General features: G+C 46.3%; 17 protein-coding genes. 10 read left to right on the top strand and 7 right to left on the bottom strand.

From position 1 onward, the window contains the following. The first annotated feature begins 86 nt into the window (after positions 1-86). The 4 genes from BMZ93_RS05235 (at position 87) to BMZ93_RS05250 (ending at position 3,284) form a co-directional block, all read left to right on the top strand. Complete coding sequence (locus BMZ93_RS05235; protein ID WP_091502894.1) at positions 87-587, top strand: TetR/AcrR family transcriptional regulator; 501 nt, start codon at positions 87-89, stop codon at positions 585-587. A 5-nt stretch (positions 588-592) separates the two neighbouring features. Then, positions 593-1,657: an FtsX-like permease family protein gene (locus BMZ93_RS05240; RefSeq protein WP_091502896.1), complete on the top strand. Its 1,065-nt coding sequence runs from the start codon at positions 593-595 to the stop codon at positions 1,655-1,657. Position 1,658: 1 nt separating this feature from the next. Continuing rightward, on the top strand, positions 1,659-2,342 hold the full coding sequence (locus BMZ93_RS05245) for an ABC transporter ATP-binding protein (protein WP_091502898.1): 684 nt from the start codon (positions 1,659-1,661) through the stop codon (positions 2,340-2,342). Between the two features lie 177 nt (positions 2,343-2,519). Then, positions 2,520-3,284: a CPBP family intramembrane glutamic endopeptidase gene (locus tag BMZ93_RS05250; protein WP_091502900.1), complete on the top strand. Its 765-nt coding sequence runs from the start codon at positions 2,520-2,522 to the stop codon at positions 3,282-3,284. Between the two features lie 62 nt (positions 3,285-3,346). Here the strand turns inward: BMZ93_RS05250 and BMZ93_RS05255 are convergent, their stop codons facing one another. Both BMZ93_RS05255 and BMZ93_RS05260 read right to left on the bottom strand, forming a co-directional pair. After that, on the bottom strand, positions 3,347-4,237 hold the full coding sequence (locus BMZ93_RS05255; RefSeq protein ID WP_091502902.1) for a metal ABC transporter solute-binding protein, Zn/Mn family: 891 nt from the start codon (positions 4,235-4,237) through the stop codon (positions 3,347-3,349). Between the two features lie 84 nt (positions 4,238-4,321). Then, a complete protein-coding gene (locus BMZ93_RS05260; protein ID WP_091502904.1) occupies positions 4,322-4,975 on the bottom strand; it encodes a LysR family transcriptional regulator in 654 nt (217 codons plus the stop codon). 205 nt (positions 4,976-5,180) lie between these two features. Between BMZ93_RS05260 and BMZ93_RS05265 the strand changes: the two genes are divergently transcribed. After that, a complete protein-coding gene (locus BMZ93_RS05265) occupies positions 5,181-6,845 on the top strand; it encodes a malolactic enzyme (protein WP_091502906.1) in 1,665 nt (554 codons plus the stop codon). Between the two features lie 104 nt (positions 6,846-6,949). Here the strand turns inward: BMZ93_RS05265 and BMZ93_RS05270 are convergent, their stop codons facing one another. Together BMZ93_RS05270 and BMZ93_RS05275 are read right to left on the bottom strand one after the other, a co-directional pair. Beyond that, positions 6,950-7,546 (bottom strand): hypothetical protein, encoded by a 597-nt coding sequence (locus BMZ93_RS05270; protein ID WP_091502908.1) that lies wholly within the window; start codon positions 7,544-7,546, stop codon positions 6,950-6,952. Between the two features lie 135 nt (positions 7,547-7,681). Next, positions 7,682-9,043, bottom strand: a complete 1,362-nt coding sequence (locus BMZ93_RS05275; protein ID WP_091502910.1) for a threonine/serine exporter family protein — start codon at positions 9,041-9,043, stop codon at positions 7,682-7,684. Between the two features lie 311 nt (positions 9,044-9,354). Between BMZ93_RS05275 and BMZ93_RS05280 the strand changes: the two genes are divergently transcribed. After that, a complete protein-coding gene (locus BMZ93_RS05280; RefSeq protein ID WP_091502912.1) occupies positions 9,355-10,944 on the top strand; it encodes a BspA family leucine-rich repeat surface protein in 1,590 nt (529 codons plus the stop codon). An 88-nt stretch (positions 10,945-11,032) separates the two neighbouring features. Here BMZ93_RS05280 and BMZ93_RS05285 read toward each other — a convergent pair whose 3' ends face one another. Then, positions 11,033-11,635, bottom strand: coding sequence for an ECF transporter S component (locus BMZ93_RS05285; protein ID WP_091502914.1), 603 nt, complete (start codon positions 11,633-11,635; stop codon positions 11,033-11,035). A gap of 98 nt (positions 11,636-11,733) precedes the next feature. Here BMZ93_RS05285 and BMZ93_RS05290 point away from each other — a divergent pair, with 98 nt between their 5' ends. Further along, positions 11,734-12,342 carry a TetR/AcrR family transcriptional regulator gene (locus BMZ93_RS05290; protein ID WP_091502916.1) on the top strand — a complete coding sequence of 203 codons (609 nt, stop codon included), beginning with the start codon at positions 11,734-11,736 and terminating at the stop codon, positions 12,340-12,342. Between the two features lie 59 nt (positions 12,343-12,401). Here the strand turns inward: BMZ93_RS05290 and BMZ93_RS05295 are convergent, their stop codons facing one another. Together BMZ93_RS05295 and rpiA are read right to left on the bottom strand one after the other, a co-directional pair. After that, entirely contained in the window at positions 12,402-12,899 is a 498-nt protein-coding gene (locus tag BMZ93_RS05295) for a folate family ECF transporter S component (RefSeq protein ID WP_091502918.1), read from the bottom strand. A 241-nt stretch (positions 12,900-13,140) separates the two neighbouring features. Further along, the gene (gene rpiA, locus BMZ93_RS05300; RefSeq protein ID WP_091502920.1) at positions 13,141-13,818 is read right to left on the bottom strand and encodes a ribose-5-phosphate isomerase RpiA; all 678 of its coding nucleotides are present in this window, start codon (positions 13,816-13,818) and stop codon (positions 13,141-13,143) included. A gap of 153 nt (positions 13,819-13,971) precedes the next feature. Between rpiA and rbsK the strand changes: the two genes are divergently transcribed. The 3 genes from rbsK (at position 13,972) to BMZ93_RS05315 (ending at position 16,488) form a co-directional block, all read left to right on the top strand. Then, a complete protein-coding gene (gene rbsK / locus BMZ93_RS05305; protein ID WP_091503029.1) occupies positions 13,972-14,907 on the top strand; it encodes a ribokinase in 936 nt (311 codons plus the stop codon). Positions 14,908-15,046: 139 nt separating this feature from the next. Beyond that, a complete protein-coding gene (lepB, locus tag BMZ93_RS05310; protein ID WP_091502922.1) occupies positions 15,047-15,670 on the top strand; it encodes a signal peptidase I in 624 nt (207 codons plus the stop codon). Between the two features lie 224 nt (positions 15,671-15,894). Further along, the gene (locus tag BMZ93_RS05315; RefSeq protein ID WP_091502924.1) at positions 15,895-16,488 is read left to right on the top strand and encodes a WxL domain-containing protein; all 594 of its coding nucleotides are present in this window, start codon (positions 15,895-15,897) and stop codon (positions 16,486-16,488) included. Positions 16,489-16,561 lie beyond the last annotated feature (73 nt).

Consider the following 16,561-nt stretch of genomic DNA (forward strand, 5'->3'; position numbering starts at 1 on the left):
CTTTTTCTTTTTGGTAAAAGTTGACACCGTGTCAATTCGATGTATACTAGTCAACGAAATGACAGTCTGTCAAAAGGAGAAAAAAGATGGCAAAAGCAATGTTTGACCACCTCAAAGCAGAAAAAAAGGAACAAATCATCCAGGCTTTGTTTACTGTTTTTTCAGAAAAAGATCTCTTAACCGTCTCGGTCAAAGACATTGTTGAAGAGGCTAAGATTCCACGTGGTTCCTTCTACACTTACTTTGACGACTTGCAGGATGCCTATGCCCATGTGCTAAAAATCGTCTTAACTCGTGTTCACAAACAAACGAACGTCGGCAATCCCTACGAGGCTGCGCGGGACTTTATCGAGAATATTAACCAAAATCCGGATAAGGACTTCATCTGTCACTACTATGTGATCAACGAGGCGATTCTGGAAGCACATCAAGGCTACAAAGAGAAGGTCACGACTCAAGAAGAGCTGCCAAAGTGGTTGGGCTCGTTAGCCATCCACCATTTGTTACGACAATTCTTCTTAAATCCTGGGGATAAAGAGGCGATTCTTGCCCAGTTGTCCGCAGTCGAAGACTGGCAGAAGGGATAAAACGAATGTACTTAGCATTACATGAAATGAAAAAGGAAAAGTTACGCTATGGCCTCGTCATCGGCGTGATTTTACTAGTTGCCTACCTGATTTTCATTCTGTCGGCACTGGCCCAGGGATTAGCGAGTCAAAACACCGACGCCGTCAACGCCTGGTCAAGCCGCTCCGTTATCTTGAATAAGGATGCAAATGGTAACCTGGCTCAATCCTTGCTGACAAAGGAGCAGTTGGCAGATGTGAACGGTGGTTCTCTGAAGTATAATCAGGACTTAGTCGGCCTGGCCCAGGGGATTTTGAAAGATGGCAACGCCCGTCAGTCGGCAACTTTCGTTGGTTTACAAGAGCAAGCCAAGCTCAAAAAGAAGGTGACTTTATCATCCGGTCGCTGGAACGATAAGGCTGGTGAAGTGGTGCTGTCCGACCAGTTAAAGAAGCAGGGCTTCCACCTCAATCAGCAGGTGAAGATGGGACTGTCTGACAAGAAATTAACGGTGGTCGGTTTTGCCAAGAAATCGGTCTACAATATGGCCCCCGTTGTCTACGGTTCCCTGGATGACTGGTCCGACATCAAGGGTGTTACTGCTGGTTTTGTTGGCTCTGGCATTGTGAGCGAATCCAAGCAAAGTGCGTCTGGCTCAAACCTACAGGTTTTGACCAAGCAGGAACTTTTCAATAAGATGCCCGGCTACTCAGCTCAGAACCAGACCTTCCTCTTTATGATTGCCTTTTTGATCATTATTTCGGTCGTCATCGTGGCCATCTTCCTGTACATCTTGACGATGCAAAAGCTAGAAAACTTGGCAGTCCTCCGGGCCCAGGGTATTCCAACTTCCTACTTGATTTGGAATACTCTTGGTCAAACCCTGCTCATCATGATAATCGCCGTGGCCCTTGCCGTTGGCCTGGCCGCTGCAACAGCACTTGTGATTCCGAGTGCCGTTCCAATGAGCTTTGACGCGGGACTCATCACGACCACTGCCGTTCTCTTGGTTCTGACCGGTATTATCGGTGCCGTTATTCCAATGCGTATTATTGCAAAAATCGACCCTGTTTCGGTTATTGGAGGTTAGCATGCAGAAACTTGAATTAAAGGCTGTTAGTAAAGTCTTTGGAGCCGGAACGAACCGTGTTCAGGCTCTCAACGATGTGAACTTCGAGGCGAAGGCCGGGGAGCTAACCTTGATTCTGGGCCCTTCCGGTTCAGGAAAGTCAACGCTTTTGACCATTCTTGGTGGCTTACAGCAACCGAGCGAGGGCCAGGTTATCATTAATGGCCAACGTTTCGATAACCAGCATGGCAAGGCCGCTGATGCCTTCCGCTTGAATCACATCGGCTTTGTCCTCCAGTCATACAGCTTAGTGCCATACCTGATGGTCGAAGAGCAGTTCCGCCTGGTCGATAAAGTCAAAAAGACGGGAAACTTGCCAGCCCAGCGCTTTCAAGAGGATATCGACCGCCTGGGCATTGGTAACTTAATGAAGAAGTATCCTGGCGAATTATCGGGTGGGCAAAGTCAGCGAGTGGCCATCGCTCGTGCCCTTTACGCCAACCCAGACTTTGTTTTGGCCGATGAACCAACTGCTGCCCTCGATTCAAAGCGTGTCCAGGAGGTTGGCCAGCTCTTTAAAGATATTGCCGAAAAGGAGAATAAGGCCGTTGTGGTTGTGACCCACGACCTTCGTCTCCGTGAAAAGGCTGACCGCATATATCAGTTAGTGGACGGCAAGATTTCCCTTGAAAAAGGGACCGATTAAAGGCTATGAATCTTCTTGCTTTGCGTTAAGAATGAACAGAATAATGCTTTATTTTGAACTGGTCTAATTTGGCTAGTTCTTTTTTGTTAGGACTTAAGCGAAGTTCCCTCCAAGTGTGGTATACTTCAAAATGAATTTGAAATTAAACAAAAAATTTAAAATAAAAGGGAAGATAAGATGCAGCAGCAAACAAATTTTAAGAAATTGGTCATCCTGACCATTTCCTTCTTGGCCTTGGACCTGTTCGTCCAACACATACTTGTCTTTCAGGCCGTGAACTGGGCCTATTACCAGTTCCACCTGGAACAGTTCACCGCCCAGTTTATCTCGAAGATGACGGAGCTACTGGTGGTGCTGGGTATCAACGCCTTTGTCACGAAACAAAGAATCTTCATCAAGCCAGCCTTTTCATGGTGGGAAGCGGCCTACTGGATCTTTGTCGTGGCCGTGGCTATCCCATTCCTATCGGCTCATAACCTTTGGGAGTCACTTGGAACTGGCTTGATGGGTGGTTTCCCAGAAGAATTCTTCGCCCGTGGTGTTCTGATGGGAATGTTCCTCACTTACCTCTTGCGTGATGGTTATACACGTCAGAAGCTCGTGAAGGGGATTTTATACTCCGATTTAGTCTTTGCACTCATGCACTTTACGAATTTGACGCACATGCCACTGGCCTATGTAATTGTTCAGTCTGCCCTGGCTTTTGTTGGTGGATTAGCCTTTTCAGCCTTGTACGCACAGACTGGATCGATTTGGGCGGCAGTGGCGGCCCACTTCCTGGATGACTTCATCCTGACCACAACGGGAACCGAGGGGATGCTTCAAGGCTACGCCCATTCAGCCTTCTCTTGCTTCAAGATTGTTCTAGTGATTGTCACTTTCTTCTATTGGAAAAAGCATGAACCTCGTTTGTCACGCCGACTACGCGGTCAAGATAATTAAAAGATGAAAACGAAAAACCGGCTCGCCTTTCTGCGAACCGGTTTTTCTGTGTCCCCGTGTACTTAGGAGACAATCTTTTCAATTTGCTTTAGTTCGGACAACTTCCAGTCAACGTAGGAGGTGTTGTCTGGTGATGTTTCCGTGACTTTGACGATTGGAATGTTCTGTTCCTTGGCCAGCTTGACCATCTTATCAACGTCGCCACCCGTTGTCTGCGTGTTTTGGACCACGAAGTCGACCTGGTGGTTCTTCAAGGCCTCGCGAACTTCCTTGGTTGCAGCAGCGGAAGGGTCCGTATCTTCAGCGATGGCTTCTGCGAAGTCATCACCAACGATGGTTGCACCCAAGTTATTTAACATGTATTCGTAAATGGATTCCGTCTCAAAGACTTTCTTACCAGCCATCTTGGCCTTCAACTCGTTCACCTTATCGGTTACTGGTTGCAACTTTTCCTTATAAGCAGCCGCGTTCTTTTGGTAGTAGTCCTTGTTGCCTGGATCCTTCTTGGATAGTTCGTCCGCCAACTTCTGAGCGACCGTAATCATGTTGTTTGGGTCGTTCCAAAGGTGGGGGTTGGCCTTGCTATCCTTGTTGAGCATGTCGGAGGCGAGTAGCAACTTGGTTGTCTTGGACGACTTCGTCAGCTTGTTCAACCAGGCGTCGTAACCAAGACCGTTACCGAGGGCGATGTCAGCCTTCGAGACTTTCTTTGCGACATCGTTGGTTGGCTCGTAGTCCTCGGGTGAAACGGACTGCTTGGTGATGATGGCTGAGACATGGGCCTTATTACCCGCAACCGTCTCGGCTACTTCAGCGTAGACGTTTGTTGAAGCAACAATGTTGAGCTTCCCGTCGCTACTACTCTTTTCAGAGGACTTGGGCCAGAGCACGATGGCCAGGACAATGACGAGTAAGACCGTCATGGCCCCAACTAAAATACCAGTTTTTTTCATGATTTTGTTCCTTTCGCAGAAAGTGTTTCTAAACAACGTTCTAAGCATATCGGAGGGCAAATCTTATAGTCAAACAGCTGGTACTTACTCACTTTTGCTTATAAGGGCAAAGTCTTTGGCCTGCGCCGAGGCGATGGCCCCCTGTAACTCTTCTAGAATCAGCGCTAAGTCACTGTTTTCTAGGCTGTCCTTTTGGTAGACAAAGGAGAGCTGAAAGTCCGGCAAGGGCTTGCCTGCTGAGAGGTGCAAGGGGGGATGGGGGATGTCGATGATGGTTAACTTTTCTTCTATTGGAAGAGAACCGGTAATTAAGAGGGCGTCGAACTGACCCTTTTGTAATTGCTCGAGGGCGGTCTCGGCGTTGACCGTTTCCTTACGGAGGTGGGTAAAGAAGTGATCGGACAGGTGTTCTTCAATGGATGGGAAGTAGGCGAAGTCAACGATTTCGGACAGGCCGAGAACTAGCTTTTGCTCCGCTTCCTTTTGAATCTCATCTTCTGCTTGTTGGTATTGCGCAACAATTTTCTTGGCGTGTTTAAGCAGAATTTGACCCGGGTGGGTTAAGGCGAGTTTCTGATGGCCAGGATCACGCCAAATTAATTCAGTATTGAGTTCTTTTTCTAGTCGTTGCATGGCCAATGAAATGGTTGGCTGCGAAACTTGGAACTTTTTGGAGACTTGTGAAAAGGAACCAAGTTCGGCAAGTGAAAGATAGTATTCTAAATCTTGAATTCTCATTTGGGATTCCCTCTCAAATTATAAAAAAGTTAAAATTATAAAAAAACTTCTTCTGTTTAAAGTATTTAAAGTATATCAAAAATATTGTGAAATAAAGCGACATTATCGAAATATTGTCCGCGAAAAAAGGCCGTTTTGGTTTGACGGAGTGCGATTTTGCTTGTAAACTAGTGGCCAGAACTTAGGTATGGAAGCGCATCACAAGATGCAACCTAAAGTGGATAGAAAAAGGAGTTCATCTCATATGACAACACCAATCGAGATCTTGAACAACCCCTTCTTGAACAAGGGGACAGGTTTCACAATGGAAGAACGTAAGGAACTCGGCGTAGCCGGTCTCTTGCCTCCACGTGTGCAAACTTTGGAAGAACAAGAAGCAGCAACATACGCACAATACCAGTCAAAGCCATCTGACTTAGAAAAGCGTTTGTTCTTGATGGAAATCTTCAACACAAACCACACATTGTTCTACTACATGTTCTCACAACACGTGGTTGAATTCATGCCAATCGTTTACGATCCAGTTATCGCTGACACGATCGAAAACTACTCAGATTTGTTTGTTGACCCACAAAACGCTGTTTACTTGTCAATCGACAACCCAGAAGGCATGGAAGAAGCCTTGAAGAACGCCGCAAACGGACGTGACATCAAGTTGATTGTTGTTACTGATGCTGAAGGTATCTTGGGTATTGGTGACTGGGGTGTTAACGGTGTTGATATCGCCGTTGGTAAGTTGATGGTTTATACTGCAGCCGCAGGTGTTAACCCAGCCGACGTTTTGCCTGTTGTCTTGGACAACGGAACAAACAACAAGGAATTGTTGGAAAACCCTAACTACTTGGGTAACCGTCACGAACGTGTTCGTGGTGAAAAGTACGACAAGTTTGTTGATGACTTCGTACAAGCTGCTGAAAAGACTTTCCCTAACCTTTACTTGCACTGGGAAGACTTTGCCCGTCAAAACGGTGCTAAGATCTTGAACAAGTACAAGAACGACATCACAACATTCAACGATGACATCCAAGGAACTGGAATCATCACGTTGGCCGCTGCATTGGGTGCCATGAACATCACTGGTGAAAAGTTGTCAGACCAGACATACTTGTCATTCGGTGCTGGTTCAGCCGGATGTGGAATCGCCGCACGTATCTTCGACGAAATGTTGCAAGAAGGTTTGTCAGAAGACGAAGCTAAGTCACACATCTACTTGTTTGACAAGCAAGGTGTCCTCTTTGACGACATGGACGACTTGACTCCAGAACAAAAGCCATTTGCTCGCAAGCGTTCAGAATTCGAAAACGCCGACCAATTGACTGATTTGTTGACTGCAGTTCAAACTATCAAGCCATCAATCATGGTTGGTACTTCAACTGTTCCTGGTGCCTTCACTAAGGAAATCGTTCAAGAAATGGCTTCTCACGTAGAACGCCCAATCATCTTCCCATTGTCTAACCCAACTAAGTTGGTTGAAGCAACGGCTAAGGATTTGCTTGAATGGACTGATGGTAAGGCATTGGTTGCCAACGGTATCCCTGTTGACCCAATCGAATACAAGGGTGTAACTTACAACATCGGACAAGCTAACAACGCTTTGGTTTACCCAGGTCTTGGACTTGGAACTATCGCTTCAACTGCTACAGTATTGAACGATGAAATGATCTCAGCCGCTGCTCACTCATTGGGTGGTTTGGTTGATGCATCACAACCAGGTGCCGCTGTTTTGCCTCCTGTTTCACAATTGACAAAGTTCTCTGAAGACGTTGCCATCGCGGTTGCTCAATCAGCCGTTGACCAAGGCATCACTAAGGAAAAGATTTCTGACGTTAAGGAAGCGATCGAAGCCTTGAAGTGGGAACCAAAGTACTAAGAGTAACTCTTAAACTTTAAAGAAAAGAATCGCCGTTTGGCGGTTCTTTTTTTGTACATAAAAAGCCAGAAGAAGTCCCTCCTGGCTTTCTTGTATTGATATGGTTAATTATTTTGGTGGGCAATGGCATCTAAGTTGTCCTTACCGATGTAGTCGTTGTAGTCCTGACCGTTATAGATAAAGCTGAGATCCTTATCCGTTGGCTGGGTCGTGTAAATGGCGAATGAGCCCATTCGCTGGTAGGAAGCGACAACCGGAATCTTCTTGCCATCAACGGTTAGGCTGCTGTGCCAGTAGGCTATACCGTCCGTAAACATTTTGTTTGGCTTAATCGTTCCTTCGGTCATTGGAATGTTGGCTTCTTCATGACCACAATACGCGCGGAACTGTTCGACTTTACTAGTTGTATACTGGGAAAGGTCAATCGGAATTTTTTTATTTTGCGTATCCGAGAGACGCTGGAAGCCGTAATCGCTGCCCAGGTTACTTGATGAAGACGTGCTATTTTCTGACGACTGGCTAGCTGAAGAACTCGATTTATCAGATGTTTTCTTACCTGATATTTTTTCTACGGTCACAGAACTCTTTTCTGATTTATCACTTTGGTTAGGTTGACTGAAGTAGACAAAGGCGGTTGCTCCAGCCACCAAAAGGATGACAATCAGACCGATTGGGAAGCGGTATTTCTTAATAAAATGCATTGGGATTCTTCTCTCTATGATGTGCTCTCTAAACATCAATCATTCTATCATCTATTCTGTTTTATTGTTAAAAAACCTCAAATAAAAAACGTCCCTGGAGAACCATCTTCAAGGACGCTTTTTTAGTTAAATATTTTAGTCGACTTTACGCCAGTCCTTATCAAAGAGGAAGCGGGCGACGTATAGTCCAAATGGTAGAAAGACCATAATCAGTGCGGCACGGACCAGCCAAGTGGCACCGGTACCAATGTTGTTTAGACCCAGGTTATAAACTCCGCGGTAGATGTAGAGACCAGGCACCATGATTACGATGGCGGGAACGGTCAGTGAAATACGGGGAAAGTCCGTCCGGTGATTAATGAGGGATGCGGCAACACCGGCAATTAGAGCACCGATGAAGGCTGCTGCTGCGGGTGGTAACTGTGAGAGATCCACCAGTTCCAGACGGGTTGTGTTGGCCACAGCTCCAATCAAACCGGCAGTGATGGCCATCTTTGGTTTGGAGTTAAACATCATCGAGAAGCCGAAGACCCCAGCAAAGGAGGCCATTAGGCGGCAGGCGATGAGTGGGTAGAGCGACAGCCCCTGGGGCAGGAAGTTTTGGGGATGCAGTTGGAAGAGCAAGGCCAGTAGCCAACCAATCAAGGTAGCCGAGAAAATAATCATCAAGGCAAAGGCCAGACGTTCTAATCCCGAGCGCATGTCGTTCTTCGACAAATCCAAGATTGATGTGATGAAGGGGAAACCTGGAATGACAAAGAGCATGGAACCGATGTAACCGGCTTCGTGCGCGGATGAAAGATGAACGAAGAGTCCTAGGATAAAGAGGGTTGCAACATAGGTTAAACAGGCTGCTGCAACGCCGAGGCAGGTAGTGGCCACCGCGTTCCAGTGGCGACCACCGAGCTTTTTACGGGTGAAGTTCCCGGCAAAGGCGCCTGTAAAGCAACCGAACATTTCAACTGGTCCCCCGCCAAGCAAAAAGATAAAGCCTGCGCAGGCGATGGCAGCGGCTAGACCAGCCATGAAGGCTGAGTAGTTACCAGGCTGCTTTTGAATTTTGCTGAGCGCTTTGTGTGCCACTTGTGGTTGCTGATCCGCATACTCGGTTGCAAAGTTCGCCACGAAGTTTTCGATGAGTGTCATCTTGTGGGTGTTCACACCGGTTGCGGCTAATGACAGTGATTCGGTATAGGACTCCGAACCATCAAAGCAGGAGAAGGTGATAGCGGTAAAGCCGATGTCGGCTGATAGAGTCAGTTGCAAGGCCCGGGCGACCGTGTTCATTGCCGAACGGACACGCCAGGCTCCCGTACCACAGGAGAGTAAGAGAATGCCGACGCGGCCGACAATCGAGGCGCGAACGGGTAAGGAGGCCTGACGGGCGGGGACTTTTTCCTCACCGATTAACTTCTCCCAACGCACAGCCATGTGCTGGCGTAGGTGCTCGGGATGGACAGTGTCGTTTAGGGCGGATTGAGTTGTTGACGAGGTCATGGTTCAAGCTCCATTAAAGAAAGATTCTAGATTAGCTAGATATAGCTTTATGATAGGCTTTTGCCCTTTATTTTTCAAGACGAGAGTAAAAAGAAATTTCCTATTAAAAATGGACAAAAAGTTTTCGATATCCCCTATACAATTCCACATATTGGTGGTAAAACAGATAAGTAATATTACAAATGTAAAAGTATCGTCACATTGTGTAACAATTCACTCAATGGATAACTCAGAATTTAACCTGAGAAGACATTCATCACTCATCAAACATTTCGGAGGGGCTTATCTCAAACGAACTTAAGCAAGGAACCATGAAGTATAACGTGTATGACAATCATCAATTAACAGTGCTGCCTCGAACGAAGAAAAGTTGGTTAATTCTACCAGTCGTTTCGCTCGTCTTGTTGGGCGGTCTCGGGACGGCTGCATCGCAGAACCATTCGACAGCCTTTGCCGCAGACACGACTAGCCAAGCAGCTGTAGTAAGTCCTAGCACCGGTAATTTAGGAAGCGCCTCCTACAGTTGGGATGACACGAGTAAGACGCTAACGATTAATGCGGGTGGCACTATGAGCAAGGTCGAAGACCTCAGCTTTGCCCAGGATATTCAAACGATTCGCTTTACCGGTGCGGTGAAAGCACCGGAGAACTCGGATCACTTACTGGCTGAATTGCACCAGTTGACTAGCATTGATGGTTTATCCTACTTGGATACGTCCGACGTAACGTCAATGTACTACATGTTCCGTGGGGATGCTCAGTTGACTGCTTTGGATGTCAGTCACTTTGATACCTCGAAGGTCACCGATATGTCGGCCATGTTCTCCGGCTTATCTGCCTTACAGAGTCTGGATGTTAGCAACTTTAACACCAGCCAGGTGACGAACATGCGCTACCTCTTCTCCAACGATTCTGCTTTGCATTCATTGGATTTGAGCCACTTTAACACGGCAAACGTAACGTCGATGTACGCTATGTTCTCCATGGCTTCTGGTTTGCATTACTTGGACATTTCGAGTTTTGATACCAGTAAAGTCCTGAAGGACAGCATGGATTACATGTTTAATGGCATTGGGGATGGTAGCCAGCTCTTCATTAACATGCCAAACGCCCACTTCTCCTGGTGGTCACTGTTAGGCGACACCTGGAAGGGTGACCGGTACGACCACCTCTATACGCCAATCGATAATCCAACCGACCGGAATGAAACTGGTGATGATTTGAGTAGTAAGGACTTCCGTACCTTGTACGACACGGGTTCCCACCCTGGTGGTTGGTACGTCTGGGGTCGTCATTTGACGAAAACGGAGACCAAAGTCGTGAAGCGAACGATTAATTACCAGGACCAATCCGGTAAGACCATCGCTTCAGCCACGGTCCAGGAGTTGACCTACCAACGTACCATTACCAAGGACTTGCTAAAGGATACGAGTAAGACGAGCGCTTGGACAGTAAAGACTGGTCAGGCGAGTCAATTTGCTGAAGTAGTCCTGCCAGAAACCATTGATACCAAGTACATTAATCCGAAGGTGGACGGCCAAGCAGTTACCAAGATTGCCAGTGAGACGCCTAACCTAACGGAGGCGGATACGGAAGATGAACTGGATAAGACAGTCAACGTCAATTATTCAGTTAACCCAGCGGCACCAGCATCAAACAATAACCGTCACCACCGGAATGGCTTGAACTTGCCATCGACCGGTGGGGAGGATGACAACGACCAGGATGATCAAGACGATAACGGTCAATCATCCCAGTCAACACAGAACAGTCGCCGCAAGCACCGGGCCCAGTTGCCAAGTACGGGAAAGCAGATTGAGCAGAAGTTCGGTGTCTTCCTACCACTTACGCTCGGCCTTTCTGCAACACTGACCTACTTCTTTACAAAGGGTCGTAAGTAAAAACATTAACTACTGACGATTAATAACTTAATGAAAAAGTCCCGCCATTTGCTTAACAAATGGCGGGACTTTTTATGACTACAACAGATTAGTTAAATTTTGGTAGGCGCTTTAACAAGATGGGGCCAATGGCTGCGACTAGAACACCGTTAATGATGACTTCAAAGATGAAGTTGAAGGCCAAGACGGAGATCAACCAGAAGAATAGGTTCTCCTTGGGAATGCCGTAGGCATGGGTAGGCATGACCGTTAAGGACAACCAGGTCATCAAGATCACCATGGACGTATTGATGAAGGCCGCGAGACTTCCCATTGAGAAAAGGAACCAGACGGGTTTGTCTTGATCAACAAAGCAACGTTTGGCAATGTAACCAATCAAGAAGCCGACAAGCAAGCGGGGGATAAAGGCCACCAGTGGGTTCGAAAATAGCAGCGCACCAAAGGTGCCTGGATGGAGCATGGCTTTTATCCAGGAATAACCGGCCCAGAAAAAGGCAACGATGAAGCCGGGCTTTGCCCCGAGACTAATACCGGCCAAGGCAGCGGTGGCTGGTAGAATAACCGCCGAAGCACCGATGACAACGGCCCCCAATGGAATGTAGCCTAGGAAGGGTACAACGGATTGTAAGATGATAATAGCGACAAACATGGTGGTTGCCACAAAGAGTTGGTTTGTTTGCTTTGATTTCATGTGATTCTCCTATTCAAAAAAATGACGCCTTTGTCATTTCAATAAAATTGATTATACTATAAATTGACGAGGATGTCATTTTATATTTGAGGTTATTCATGACTACAGCAGAACTAAGTAAAACAAGACAGGCAAAAAAGGAAGCCATTCTGAAGACGGCCACGCAGGTTTTTTCAGAAGAGGGCTTCTTAAACGTCAACATGCAGCGAATCATTAATGCATGTGGCATTAGTCGTGGCGGAATCTATTTATACTTTCAATCGGTCGACGAACTCTTTATCGAGGTAATTCGTAGTCGTTCCGTTCGTCAGTTTGACCTCATCCGCCAGGAGCTAAAGGACAAACCAGACTTTGATAAAGTCCTGACAGACTACCTGACCGATCACAAAAAACGCTTACTTGGTTTGTCACAGGGTAAGCCTTCCTTGCTACGGGCAATGTACGAGTATTCGTTCACCCATAATACGGAGGCTGATCGCCGTCTAAAACAGAAACAAGTGAACGCCACGCGAGCAACTGTGCAGTCTCTTCTAAACCTAGGGGCTGAGCAGGGAAAGCTCGCTAGTGACCAAGTGCGCCTGCTGGCCGAGGAACTGATGCTCTTGATTGAAGGGATGAACGTCCTCGCCTTGACCGGTGAGCTGCAGGAAATTCAGATTGACCGGCAGTTCCAGCAGTTTGAACGACAGTTTGATTTAATTAATTAATAGAAAAAGGTGATGAAACATTGTTTCGTCACCTTTTTTCTATGAATATACTTCATCGTTTAGTTCATTTTTCTTTTCATCTGCTGAATGGCGGAGTTCTTTAGTAGGGGGATGCTGATGGCGATTTGGATAACAAGGGTGATAGCCGTTCGAATCGCACGGCTCACAAGTAAGCCTTTCAGCGGTACGTGGTAGGAGAAGGAGATAATGGCAGTGTTGATGAAGAAGGAAATGCCGACGACCACCACGAAGTTAACAAGGATAATCCGGGTGATTGTTGGTTTCTTCAAAAAGCCGTAAGAAAATCCAGCTAGTGCTGCCGAGAACAGGAAAAAGGGGGAGAAAGTACCGGTTGAAAAAATAGTGAACACGATAATATTGGCTAGAATGCACATGAGCATGTTGGCAATACTACCGTAGAAGTAGCCCGCAATAACGAGTGGAATAAAGGCCAAACTGATTTTGGCAAAGTCGGGCCCAATCGCAATTCGACTGAGCAAGATGTGAATGGCTAGCAATACGGCTAGCCCAGCAATTTTTTTACTTTCTTTGATCATAAATAACCTCTCTTTTTAAAAAATGACACTAGTGTCATTACGATAAAGAGAATTATACTATAAAATGACGAATGTGTCATTTATTATTTGGAGTAATTTATGAATAAGCGGTAGTGAAGTGAACCGAGACAGACAAAAGTGGCGGCTATCTAAAGGTATGAAACGGTTTACTTTAGATAGTTAATCAACAGAAAAAAGGCAACGAAACCATGTTTCGTCACCTTTTTGATTGCATCATGAATTATAAATCTTTGCGGTAGATACTTTCACCAGTGTTTCCGTCCAAAAGAACATCACAGACATCAATGAAGAGCCCGTGTTCGACAACGCCCGTAAGGGACTTCAGTTCGTCCGCCAACTTTGGCAAATCATCCACACGTGAAATATCGATATCGATGATGTAGTTACCAGAGTCGGTCGTCAGGTAGTTGCCGTCTTCTTGCTGACGGTAAACGGGCTTCAAGTCCCGCTGTTTCAAGTAGTTGTAAACGTGGTGGACACCGAACTTCACAACTTCAACCGGCAGCTTGAAGGAACCGAGGCGGGGATGCTTCTTGGAAGAGTCGACCACCCAGATGTTCTTCTGTGAGTTAACGGCCACAATCTTTTCGAAGAGAAGGGCGGCACCGCCACCCTTAATCCCGTTCAGGTAAGGGTCCACTTCGTCGGCACCGTCAACGGTAACATCGATGCGATCAACGGCGTCGATGTCGACAACTTTAAGACCGAAGCCAAGGGCTAACTGCTGTGTTTGACCGGAAGTGGCGACACAGGTGATGTCCATGGACTCTTCATGGGCCTTTTTAGCTAGCAAGTCGATAAAGATGGAAGCGGTTGAGCCAGAACCGAGGCCAACGATGGCTTGGTTAGGAATCAACTCAACGGCCATTTGAGCAGCTTTTACTTTATGGTCATTCACGGTAAATCCTCCATTAAAACGACGTAATCTATTCTCTATTATAGCAGACAAGGGCCTTTTGGCCGGGATGACTTTCCTATTTTTACTGCTAAAGTCGGGCATTTTTAGTAAAATAAGGAGTGAATAAATTTTGTCAGACAGAAAAGGATGACCATGAAAAAGCAAGTAACCGTAGTTGGCTCAACTAATTTGGACCGCGTAACCCGAGTGCCCCGTTTGGCGGCTTCTGGTGAGACACTATCAATTGCTCAGCACCAGGAAGAAGTGATGGGCGGGAAGGGCTTGAACCAGGCCGTGGCTATCGCCCGTTCCGGTGCTTTGTCGAACTTCATTACCAAAGTCGGTGCCGAATTCAACCTTGCCGAGCAAGTCGGCGAGGATAACTTGAACTTGGACTATGTCATGCAGTCTGAGAAGTTCCAGACTGGCCAGGCCTACATCACGGTTTCCAAGGCGACCGGCGATAACATCATCTATGTCTACGAAGGCGCCAACGGTGACTTGTCAGCCAAGGATATCTGGGACCAACGGGAGTCGCTGAAGGATTCCGACTTCTGCTTGACGCAGTTGGAGATTCCTTTGGAAACGGCCCAGGCAGCTTTTAAAGAAGCTAAGGACATGGATGTCACGACAGTTTTGAATCCAGCACCGGTGCCTGACCAGGAAGACCTGCCAAAGTCATTGCTGTCTTTGACGGATATGATTATTCCAAACGAACACGAGGCTGCTTTGATTTCGAACATTCCAGTAACGGACCGCGAATCATTGATTGCCAATGCCAATTTCTTCTTTGACATGGGATTGGAACACGTGTTGATCACCCTGGGTGACAAAGGTGCTTTTTACAAGGCAAAGTCTGGTAAGGAAGTGATGGTACCAGCCATCAAGACAACCGCCATTGATACAACCGCTGCCGGTGACACCTTCATCGGTGCCTTGCTATCACGCTTGTCACCTTCCTTTGATAACATTGAAGGGGCGATTCGCTATGCCGTAGCGGCTTCTTCCATCACGGTTGCTTCTGCTGGCGCCCTGCCATCGATTCCCTATGAAGAAGCGGTGTTGTCTGAATTACCAAAGATTAACTAAGCCCTCTGTTGAGACCTTTTGATAAAGACAGTCATTCGACCTATTTATATAGAAGAAAAGATAAAAAACTTACTCTGACTCACTGGACAAACTTGCCAGCCCGTAGGGAAACGAGTAAGCTTAATTCGAGGATATTACTATGAAGAAATTACTATCATTTATTTGGAATTGGATTGTGCCAATTGCCTTAGGTGTTGTGGCCTACTTGGCCATCACGACTTTCTGGGTCAACATCGTCACGATTAACGGTGACTCAATGGATCCTAACTTGTTGGACCAGCAAAAGGTCTTTGTCCAAAAGACGGAGAACTTGAAACGTGGGGATGTTGTTGTCTTTGACGCCCGCAAGGAAGACCCACGAATTCAAAGTGGAAACAAGGACTACGTTAAGCGTGTCATCGCCGTGGCCGGTGATACCGTTTCCTACAAGGACGGTACTTTGTACGTAAACAACAAGAAGGTGAACCAGTCCTTTATCTCTTCGGATGAACAAACAACAGGAACTGCTTCTTCCTTCGGTTCGTCCTGGGATCTGAAGTCCTTGTCGTCAACGGGACTTTGGAAGCAGAATGACCGAAACTCAACGGTCGTTCCGAAGGACTCCTACTTCGTGCTAGGTGACCACCGTTCCGTTTCAAACGATTCCCGTTACTTCGGCTTCGTTTCAAAGAAGCACGTCATCGGTAAAGTCCACGTTCCGTTCTGGTATTCAACGACAGTAAAGAACAATATTGCAAAAGAAGAGCAGCATTTCTTCGCATAATGATATTTTTTAAGACAAAATAGACACAAAAGCAATAATTCTGAAAAGAATTATTGTTTTTTTTATATTTATTTAAACCGTATTTTTCGTTGATACAGAGCCTTTTTGGGCATAAAAAGGACATTTTTAACCAAAATATCTTATTTGTAATAATTGACATATTGTTACAGGGAGACTACAATTATAAATGAAGTTACGGAAAGTGAAATTGAAGGTGAATATATATGATGAATTTTAAAAAGATTAACCTATTTGTTGCAACTCTTGCAATGGCAGGTGCAATGGCTCCTGTAGTCGCAGCTCATGCTGATAACACAACTGACCCAACAAAGGCTCAGGGAACGACACGTATTGAATTCCAGAAGGCTAGCGGTTCACAAGGTTTGACTTTGGACAAGGCGCCATCTTTCGAATTTAATAACCACGACATCACTGCAAACATGTCTATGGATTATGATGCTAACCAATCAACTCCAATTCAGGTTACTGATTTGACTGGAAGCAGCGATGGTTACCACGTTACTCCTCAAGCTAACAACTTGACATTGGATGGTAACACTTCAGTTGTTCTCCCTGTATCTCAATTGTCAATGACGGTTGCTGACGGTGCCAAGAACACTTCTGGTGGATATGTTCACGGAACTACTGGAACTCAGATCTTCGGAGCTGCAGCTACTGTAGCTACTGGTGATGCTAATACCAACGGTACTAACGCATCTGGTAACACGAACTCTCACATCAAGTTAAGTGGTAACCAAGTCAAGGCTGGTACTTACAACGGTACGATTGACTATACTGTCGCTACAGGCCTCAACTAATTAAGAACGGTAAGTAATGGGACGGGCAGAAATTTTCTGCCCGTTTTTCTTTCTAAAGTAGTACAGTGGTACG

This window comes from Fructobacillus durionis, assembly GCF_900112405.1.
GTDB classification, from domain to species: Bacteria; Bacillota; Bacilli; order Lactobacillales; family Lactobacillaceae; genus Fructobacillus; species Fructobacillus durionis.

What these genes read in the sequence shown, in the direction of transcription:
- lepB (WP_091502922.1), top strand. Translation starts at nt 15,047, where the DNA reads ATGAAGAAATTACTATCATTTATTTGGAATTGGATTGTGCCAATTGCC.
- BMZ93_RS05295 (WP_091502918.1), bottom strand. Translation starts at nt 12,899, where the DNA reads ATGATCAAAGAAAGTAAAAAAATTGCTGGGCTAGCCGTATTGCTAGCC.
- BMZ93_RS05260 (WP_091502904.1), bottom strand. Translation starts at nt 4,975, where the DNA reads ATGAGAATTCAAGATTTAGAATACTATCTTTCACTTGCCGAACTTGGT.
- BMZ93_RS05235 (WP_091502894.1), top strand. Translation starts at nt 87, where the DNA reads ATGGCAAAAGCAATGTTTGACCACCTCAAAGCAGAAAAAAAGGAACAA.
- BMZ93_RS05265 (WP_091502906.1), top strand. Translation starts at nt 5,181, where the DNA reads ATGCAACCTAAAGTGGATAGAAAAAGGAGTTCATCTCATATGACAACA.
- BMZ93_RS05240 (WP_091502896.1), top strand. Translation starts at nt 593, where the DNA reads ATGTACTTAGCATTACATGAAATGAAAAAGGAAAAGTTACGCTATGGC.
- BMZ93_RS05285 (WP_091502914.1), bottom strand. Translation starts at nt 11,635, where the DNA reads ATGAAATCAAAGCAAACAAACCAACTCTTTGTGGCAACCACCATGTTT.
- BMZ93_RS05250 (WP_091502900.1), top strand. Translation starts at nt 2,520, where the DNA reads ATGCAGCAGCAAACAAATTTTAAGAAATTGGTCATCCTGACCATTTCC.
- BMZ93_RS05275 (WP_091502910.1), bottom strand. Translation starts at nt 9,043, where the DNA reads ATGACCTCGTCAACAACTCAATCCGCCCTAAACGACACTGTCCATCCC.
- BMZ93_RS05280 (WP_091502912.1), top strand. Translation starts at nt 9,355, where the DNA reads ATGAAGTATAACGTGTATGACAATCATCAATTAACAGTGCTGCCTCGA.
- BMZ93_RS05255 (WP_091502902.1), bottom strand. Translation starts at nt 4,237, where the DNA reads ATGAAAAAAACTGGTATTTTAGTTGGGGCCATGACGGTCTTACTCGTC.
- rbsK (WP_091503029.1), top strand. Translation starts at nt 13,972, where the DNA reads ATGAAAAAGCAAGTAACCGTAGTTGGCTCAACTAATTTGGACCGCGTA.
- BMZ93_RS05245 (WP_091502898.1), top strand. Translation starts at nt 1,659, where the DNA reads ATGCAGAAACTTGAATTAAAGGCTGTTAGTAAAGTCTTTGGAGCCGGA.
- BMZ93_RS05315 (WP_091502924.1), top strand. Translation starts at nt 15,895, where the DNA reads ATGATGAATTTTAAAAAGATTAACCTATTTGTTGCAACTCTTGCAATG.
- BMZ93_RS05290 (WP_091502916.1), top strand. Translation starts at nt 11,734, where the DNA reads ATGACTACAGCAGAACTAAGTAAAACAAGACAGGCAAAAAAGGAAGCC.
- BMZ93_RS05270 (WP_091502908.1), bottom strand. Translation starts at nt 7,546, where the DNA reads ATGCATTTTATTAAGAAATACCGCTTCCCAATCGGTCTGATTGTCATC.